This window comes from Rhodococcus sp. (in: high G+C Gram-positive bacteria), assembly GCF_049286785.1.
Lineage (GTDB): Bacteria > Actinomycetota > Actinomycetes > Mycobacteriales > Mycobacteriaceae > Rhodococcus_F.
The window spans coordinates 1-7910 of the sequence record NZ_JBAQEO010000010.1 but is presented as its reverse complement, the minus strand read 5'-3'; the positions used below and the strand labels follow the sequence as shown (position 1 = coordinate 7910).

Annotated in this window: 7 protein-coding genes and 1 pseudogene; 5 read left to right on the top strand and 3 right to left on the bottom strand. The window is 65.6% G+C overall.

Annotation, left to right across the window (positions count from 1 at the left end; genetic code table 11):
* Positions 1-226 (bottom strand): FadR/GntR family transcriptional regulator (locus tag WAW17_RS00460; RefSeq protein WP_422331067.1); only part of this gene is annotated, 226 nt, incomplete at its 3' end.
* Between the two features lie 132 nt (positions 227-358).
* Here WAW17_RS00460 and WAW17_RS00455 point away from each other — a divergent pair.
* The 5 genes from WAW17_RS00455 to WAW17_RS00435 are packed head-to-tail and all read left to right on the top strand — an operon-like array spanning position 359 to position 5541.
* A complete protein-coding gene (locus WAW17_RS00455) occupies positions 359-1522 on the top strand; it encodes an acyl-CoA dehydrogenase family protein (protein ID WP_422331066.1) in 1164 nt (387 codons plus the stop codon).
* Complete coding sequence (locus WAW17_RS00450) at positions 1519-2472, top strand: acyl-CoA dehydrogenase family protein (RefSeq protein ID WP_422331065.1); 954 nt, start codon at positions 1519-1521, stop codon at positions 2470-2472. The genes WAW17_RS00455 and WAW17_RS00450 overlap by 4 nt, the downstream gene beginning before the upstream one ends.
* A complete protein-coding gene (locus WAW17_RS00445; RefSeq protein ID WP_422331064.1) occupies positions 2469-3245 on the top strand; it encodes an enoyl-CoA hydratase/isomerase family protein in 777 nt (258 codons plus the stop codon). The genes WAW17_RS00450 and WAW17_RS00445 overlap by 4 nt, the downstream gene beginning before the upstream one ends.
* Positions 3242-4453, top strand: coding sequence for an acyl-CoA dehydrogenase family protein (locus WAW17_RS00440; RefSeq protein WP_422331063.1), 1212 nt, complete (start codon positions 3242-3244; stop codon positions 4451-4453). The genes WAW17_RS00445 and WAW17_RS00440 overlap by 4 nt, the downstream gene beginning before the upstream one ends.
* Complete coding sequence (locus tag WAW17_RS00435; protein ID WP_422331062.1) at positions 4453-5541, top strand: acyl-CoA dehydrogenase family protein; 1089 nt, start codon at positions 4453-4455, stop codon at positions 5539-5541. Before WAW17_RS00440 ends, WAW17_RS00435 begins: the two co-directional genes overlap by 1 nt.
* 81 nt (positions 5542-5622) lie before the next feature.
* Here WAW17_RS00435 and WAW17_RS00430 read toward each other — a convergent pair whose 3' ends face one another.
* Both WAW17_RS00430 and WAW17_RS00425 read right to left on the bottom strand, forming a co-directional pair.
* The gene (locus WAW17_RS00430) at positions 5623-7335 is read right to left on the bottom strand and encodes a class I adenylate-forming enzyme family protein (protein WP_422331061.1); all 1713 of its coding nucleotides are present in this window, start codon (positions 7333-7335) and stop codon (positions 5623-5625) included.
* A gap of 29 nt (positions 7336-7364) precedes the next feature.
* A pseudogene (locus WAW17_RS00425) lies at positions 7365-7910 on the bottom strand (acyl dehydratase); the annotation flags it as partial.

Here is a 7910-nt window from a genome sequence, read left to right as displayed (position 1 = left end):
CATCAGCACCCCCGACGTTGCCACGACGCACCGTGACCAAGCCCTCGGTCTCCAGAATGCGGAGCGCCTCACGGATCGAGGGATAGCTGACACCGAAGTCCCTCACCAGTTGCTCCTGAGTTGGCAGCCGGTAGTCGTCGTCGGCGAGAATGTGGTCGCGTATTTCGGCGGCTACCGTCTCGGCGATGCGACGCTGCGGAACCCGTCCCCGTCCGGTGGCAGTCACCCGCCCGTTGCTGGCTGTGGTCACTCGGGCCGCCTTTTGATCATGTTCGAAAGTTTAACCTCCCCGACCCGACCATTCAAGTATTGCTATCCTTATTATGATTGAAGTAATGTCCGGGGCATGGACTTCACGATGAGTGAGGCTGCGACGGCGTTGCGAGGTGAGCTGCGCTGGCTGGTGAAGGAGCGCGTCCCTGCAGACTTCCGCGGGGCGTTCACCGATGACCCAGCCGATCTCGACACCGCTCAACAGTTCTGCCGTCTTCTCGCCGACAAGGGCCTCCTGTGCCTTGCCTGGCCCGAGGAATTCGGCGGCCGCGGTGCCTCGATCTGGGAACAGGCCGTGGTCCGTGAGGAGATGTGGGCGCACCACGAACCACGAGGCGCGCAGTACATGGGGGTCAACTGGGTGGGCCCGACGATCATGCGGCACGGCACCCCTGAGCAACAGAGCAAGCATCTTCCGCCGATCGCACACGGCGACATGATCTGGTGCCAGGGATTCAGCGAGCCCAACTCCGGTTCCGACCTGGCCTCGTTGCGCACGGCTGCCCGGCGCGACGGAGACGGCTGGCTCATATCAGGGCAGAAGATCTGGACCTCCTACGCCACGATGGCGCAGTGGTGCTTCCTGTTGGCAAGGACTTCAACGGGTCCGAAGAAGCAGCAAGGCCTGACAGTTTTTCTGGTGCCGATGTCCGACCCGGCCATCGAGGTCCGGCCCATCCGGGCCATGTTGGGACCGCACCACCTCAACGAAGTCTTCTTCAACAATGTCAGGGTCACCGAAGCGGACGTACTGGGCACTGTCGACGAGGGATGGTCGGTGGTACAGGAAGTCCTGGCATACGAACGTGTAGGCATCGCTCGTTACGCGCGCTGCGAGCGTCTGTTGCAGGCTGCACCGTCGGTGCTCGGCGACCGGTGGGACGAACTTCCGGCAGAACTTCGAGGACGGTGGACACGGATGCTCACGCACTGCCGGCGCGCCCGGCTGCTTGCCTACAAGGTGGTGTCGCTACAGAGTGAAGGCAGGGTAGAACCGGCAGACGCAGCGGCGTACCGGATTGCGGTCACCACACTCGATCAGGACAGCGCCGAGGTACTTGTCGAGATCGCCGCATACGCTCCGCCGACCGAGGTGAGTCCGGGCGGCGAAGTGAACAACGAAGAGGCCGAACGGTTCCGCTATGCGGTGGAGGATCACTGGCGCTACTCACAGGCCGCGACCGTCGCATCCGGGAGCATCGAGATGCAGCGGATACTGCTGGCACGATCTCTGCTGGCCGCCTCATGATCATCGATTTGTGCGACGAAGCGAGCGAGTACGGGAGACAGGCGGTTCGAGCGTTCGAGGCGGCGGGCGGAGACAAACTGGTTCAACTGGTCGAACAGAAACCGAGTCTCCGGGAGAGCATCCTGGCACCCGTCCTCGGCGAGCTCGGCGCGTGGGATCTCAACCCCCGCGGCGATACCGACGAGCTCGAAGCAGCCGCTGCCTTGTGCCGTGGCGCGGGCTATTGGGCCGTACCCTATCCGGTCGCCGAACGCCTGGCAGCACCGACGGACCTGGACGTCGACGGCCTGGTGGTGGTCGCCGATTTCAGGCCCTCCGGACCCGTGGCCTGCCTTGATCTCCGTTGGGCAGCAGTGACATTGGACGGTTCTCGCAGCATCGCAGTGGCCCGCGAGCCGAGTGTGTCCCAGCGCGTGTCGGCGTTTGTTGCCCAACTCGACCTGCAGCCGATCGACGACAACGGCGTCAAGGATGTGGCGCTCGGCCTGGTCCTGCCGTGCTGGACACTCCTCGGGTTACTCGACCGGGCGATCGACCTCACACGGGCGCACGTGCTCATGCGCGAACAATTCGGTAGCCCTCTCGCACGGCTGCAGAGCGTGCAGTTCCAGCTCACCGATGCGGAGGTGGAGCGCAGCGGCGTCGAAGTGCTTGCCAAGTACGCCTTGTGGAGTATTCAGACCGGAAACGGCGATGCGCTCGACGACGCACTCGCGCTGCGGCTGGCGGCCCTCGAGGCGGCCGAGATCGTGTTCCGCGTCGCGCATCAGTTGCACGGCGCCACCGGCTTCTGCGACGAGACCACCCTGTCGTGGCTCTCGCGATACAGTCTGCCGATTCGGCGGCTGCCGCTGGGCCCGTCCACAACCCGTGACACCTTGACGCAGCGCGTGGGCCGTCGGGGCCTGACCGGTCTGTTCAGCGACGCCCCCGAACGAGTAATGCCATGAAATACGATCTACCCGACGAGCTGCTCGTCGAATGCGATGGACCCATCCGTACGGTTGTCATCAATCGGCCTGCCGAGCTGAATGCCGTCAACAAAGACCTGCACTGGGCGTTTGCCAACGTCTGGCGGCAGCTGGCCGCCGACCCCGGGGCTGCGGTGGTAATCCTCACCGGGGCAGGTAGAGCGTTCAGTGCCGGCGGGGATCTCGACTGGATCACCTCGTTCCTCGACGATCCGATCGCTCGGGACGAGAGCATCCGCGAGGGCGCCCAGATCATCGACGAGATGCTGCGGTTCCCATTGCCGGTGATCGCCGCAGTCAACGGTCCGGCAGTCGGTCTGGGCTGCAGCGTGGCGGTGCTGTGCGACATTGTTCTCATGTCCGAGAAAGCGCACCTGGCAGATCCGCACGTCGCCGTCGGCCTGGCGGCCGGTGACGGAGGTGCCGCATTCTGGCCGCTGCTCACCCCGATCCTGAGATCTCGGGAGTACCTGTACACCGGCGACCGCATCTCCGCATCCACCGCGGTCGAACTGGGACTCGCCAGTCGTATCACCGCGCCGGACGACCTCGCGGGTGAGGCCCGGCGCCTCGCCGACCGCTTGGCCGCACAGCCGGGGGAGGCGCTGCGAAGCACCAAGCGCGTCGTCAACATGTATCTGTCCCAGGCACTCGGTGGTCCGATGCAGGCCGGCTTCGCTGCCGAAGTCGTGACCATGCAGTCCGCCGAACATCGGGAACGGTTGCTCGCGCTCAGGGAGCGCAGCCGGTGACAACTCAGACCCCAGCCCTGCACGAGTTCCGGGCCGATGTGCGGGATTGGTGCCGCGGGCACATCCCCGCAGAATGGCGGCACGCGCAGACGGGCGTCTCGAACGAGGCCTTCGTCCACTTCCAGAAGGACTGGTTCCAGGAGCTTCGCACCGCCGGTTTCGCCGTACCGCACTGGCCGAAGGAGTGGGGCGGCGGCATGTCCGTCGCCGAACAGATCGTGCTGTATCAGGAGCTCGCCGGCCACGACGCTCCCCGGCTGGTCCTGCCGTTCGTGTCGATCCACCACGCAGCGTCCACCCTGCTCGCCGCAGGCACTGCCGAACAGCAGAAGCGGCATCTCCCGGCGATCCTGGACGGCGAGATCTGGTGCCAGGGCTTTTCGGAGCCGGGCGCAGGATCGGACATGGCCGCACTGAAGACGACCGCCCGCAAGGAACGCGACGTCTACATCGTCAACGGACAGAAGTTGTGGGCCAGCGGCGCGATGCACGCCGACTGGTGTCTGCTACTGGCCCGCACCGACCCCGACGCACCCAAGCGGCGCGGAATCTCCTATTTCCTGATGGACATGCGGTCACCCGGCATCGACGTCCGCCCGATACGCCAGGCGACCGGCGAATCACACTTCTGCGAGATTTTCCTCAGCGACGTCGCGATCCCGGTCACCGCTCTCGTCGGACCAGAAAACGAAGGCTGGCGGGTGGCGCAGGAGACGCTCGGCGCCGAACGCGGCATGACCATGCTGGAACTGGCCGAGCGGCTGGGGAACGGTGGGTTTCGCCGGCTCGTCGAGCTGTGTGCGCGGCCAGGACCCTGTGGGCCGCCGCCGCTCGACGATCCACGAGTGGCCGACCAGCTCGCGGTGCTGGAGATCGAGCTCACCGGCCTGCGCGCCCTCTGCGCGGAGTTCGCGGCCGGTGACCACCCCGGCCCGGCCGACGCGTCGATCGTGAAGTTGTATTACAGCGAACTGCTGCAACGGATGACGGACTTCGGCGCCGAGGTGGCGGGGCTCGCCGCCCACACCGATTTGCGCAAGCCGCTGTCGAGCGGATGGGAATCGGGGAGCTGGGTTCTCGACTTCATCGGCTCGTGGGAGTGGACCATTCCGGGTGGAACGAGCGAAATCCAGCGAACCATCATCGGGGAGCGGGGACTGGGCCTTCCCCGCGAACCCGTCTTTCCCCACGAAGCACGGGCGAACTGATGTCCCACGTCGGTGACCTCACCGAGTTCCACGACGAATTACGCGTCGTAGCACGCGATCTACTCGCGAGGAACGCAGCGCACACCGCCGTCGACTGGACGCTGATCGCCAGGTCCGGGTGGCTGGGCCTCGAGGCGCCGGCAAGGTTCGACGGTGCGGACGCGACCTTCGCCGAGGTTGCCGTGATACTCCGAGAAATCGGACGTGCGGCCGCGCCGGGCCCGTACCCGGCGGTCGGCGTCCTCGGGCTCGGCGCGCTGAACCTGCTGGAGCCGTGCCAGGGGAGGGATCAACTGCTCGGCCATACCGTGTCGGGCGCGGCCGTTCCGGTCGTTGCGCTGGCGGGCGAGACCCCGTCGGAGAGGCCCTTCCGCATCACGCGAACTCCGGTCGGGCTCACTGTGCAGGGCGCAGCGACCTTCGTGCTCGACGCACCTGCCGCCGACCGACTCCTCCTGCCGGCCCTCGATCCGGAGGGAACACCCGTCGTCGTGGCCGTCGATCCTCGAACGGTCGGACTGACCGTAACGGAACAACCGGTCCTCGATGCCACCCGCTGCTTCGGTCGTGTCATCGCCGACGGTGTCGAGGTGCGCCCGGAGTCGTTGTGGCAGTTCCACGGTGATCCGCAGCATGCCTTCCAGCGCCTGCGCGATCGAGCCGCTGTCGCTGTCGCCTGCGACAGCTTGGGGCTGAGCGAGGCCATGCTCGACGCCACCGTGACCTACGCCGGTGTACGCGAACAGTTCGGACGCAAGATCGGTTCCTTCCAAGCTGTGAAGCACGCGTGCGCGGACATGCTCGTCCAGGTGACGGTGTCCCGGAAATTGGTCGCAGCGGCCGTGCGAAGCCAGGCCGAGGACGATCCGAATGCTGCCGTCGCCGCGTCGATGGCGAAGTCCTACGCCTGCGCCGCGGCCGTCGATGTTGCTGGTAAGGCGATGCAACTCCACGGGGGAATGGGCTACACGTGGGAAAGTGGCATCCACGTCTATCTCAAGCGCGCCACGCTCAACCGTTCACTTTTCGGCTCGCCCGCGCAGCACCGGAGGCTCTTGGCCGAGCGGTACGTGGTTGCAGTGCAGTAGAAGCGAGACTGACGACAGGAATGCAGATCAGGCCCGCCGGGTCCGGCGGGCCTGATCTGGGATGCGGTCTCGGACGTGCGGCTATGCCTGTAACCGTTTGATGGCCAGTTCGCGAATCTCACCGGTCTTGATCTTTGCAGTGCCCGTGAGCACGATCTCGTCGTCGTGGAAGAACAGCACTTGGCGCGGAACCTTGTAGCTGGCCAGTCTTTCCCGGAGGTACGCGCGGATCTGCTCTGCGTCGAGGCCATCCCGTTTGTGCGGCACGATGCAGGCGACAACGACTTCGCCGAGTGTGTCGTGTGGGATGCCGACGGTGCGGGTGACCTTGACGCCGGGATGGGCGACCAGGGCCTCGTCGACCTCCAGCGGTGAGACGTTCGCACCACCGGTCTTGATGATGTCGGTGAGGCGGCCTTCCCAGAAGAGTCGGCCGCTGTCGTCGACGTAGCCGCCGTCGCCGGTGTGAAAGAACCCCTCTTCGTCGAGCGTCTCGGTGAGCGGTGTGCCGATATAACCGAGCATGAGGGTGGGGCCCTTGACACAGATCTCCCCGCGCTCGCCGACCGGAACGACGATGCCGGTGTGGGGATCGACGATCTTGAGCGTCACGCCCGGCAGTGCTTCACCGCTGCTTCCGCCGGCCACCTCGTCGGGAGTGTTGGCGGGGAAACACGTGGTTATCGTGAATGTTTCAGTGTTTCCATAGGCATGGGTGGGTTCGAACCATGTGGCCGTCACCGTGGGGTGGCGGGCCACCGGGGTGTTGAAATCGACGAACCGCAAGCTGCTCAAATCCGCATTGCTCCAGTTGGGCGCGGATTCGAGCTGCGCCCACTGGTGCGGCCAGGCGAAGGGAAAGTTCACCCGCTCCGTCTCGATGAGGTCGAGCGCTCCCGCGGCGTCGAAAGTGGGTTGCAGTACGAGGGAGCCACCGCTGGCCAAGGTGTTGCCCAGTGCCATGGCGAAGTTCCCGGACCAGAAGAAACCGTTCGCCGTCCAGCAGCGGATGTTGTCATCCGGGCCGAAGTGGTACATCCGCCGGAAGCGCCACATCTGTATGGCGACGCCGCGATGTGCGCTGAGGATGCCCTTCGGCTTGCTCGTCGAGCCGGATGAAAAGAACAGCACAGCAGCATCACTGGGGAGCACCGCCGCAGCGGACGCCTCGATCAACTCACGCGGTTGGGTATGACCCCGCGCAAGGAAGTCGTCCCAGGTCTCGATCGCCCCGACACCCGGGCCGTCCCCGACCATGGCGAGTCGGCGCAGAAAGGGGTACTGCGTCGATTGCAGCGCACCCGGTGCTGCCGTGCCGATTCGTGGCTCCAGCTCGGTCAGGGCCGCTGCAAGGTCTTTGTTCAGCACCTTGTGCTCGAACAGCAGCACCGAGACGCCGGAGACCTCGAGCATGAAGTCCAGCTCCGCCGGGGTAGAGAACGTACTGAGGGTGACGGCCACACCCCCCGCGAGAGTTGTGCCGAATACCGCCGACAGCCACTCGGCGCGGTTCGTCATCAGCACGCCCACGCGGCCGTCCTTACCCAGCCCGGCTCCGCGCAGCGCTCGCGCCACCTCGATCGAGCGCTCCCACAGATCCGTGTAGGTCCAGCGGGTGACGCCTTCGGGGGTGTGCATGACGAGCGCTTCGCGGTCGCCGTACATCTCGGTGACCTCACGCAGGAAGCCGGGCAGCGTAAGGGATCCGAGGCCTGGTTCGGCGCTGAGCGGCGGTCCCGACACGATCGAGACGGACCGCTCGGCCTCGGCGTTCGTCTTGGTCTCGGTACTCATAGCTGACTCCCTGTCGTTTTTCGGCGCCGTCAGTACGGCAGCTCGACCTCGGCGGTGCAGGACACCAGCACGGAACCGTCCTGGCTGGTGAGGCGCAGCTTGATCTGCACGAGCGGTACGCCCCAGATCGAGTCGGTTTCCTTGCCGATGATTTCGGCGTCGAAGTACGTCGCATCACCTTCGAAGGCGGGCGCACGGAAGTCGGCCTTGGTATGCCGGACCATGCCCTCATGGCCGGCCCAATAGGCGAGGTAGTCGGTGCACCAGGCACCCATCGTGGCGCCGTAGCCGTAGGCGCGTGCCATGCCGACCTCGCTTGCCTTGTCGTTGTCGATATGTCCGCGTGAGGGGCCCACGTACAGACCGTCGCGTTTGCGGGGATCGATCCTGGCGCCTTCCTCGTCGTAACCGAAGCCGTCGACCCAACCCGGATCCTGGTTGATCCAGGGATCCTCGACACCCTCCACGCCGACCCAATGGAACGTGCCCCAGATATTGAAGAGGAAGGCGCGATATTCGGTGGTGAAGCTGGCGATGCTGTGCGGGCCGATCACTCGACGCGGCAGGGTGTCGCC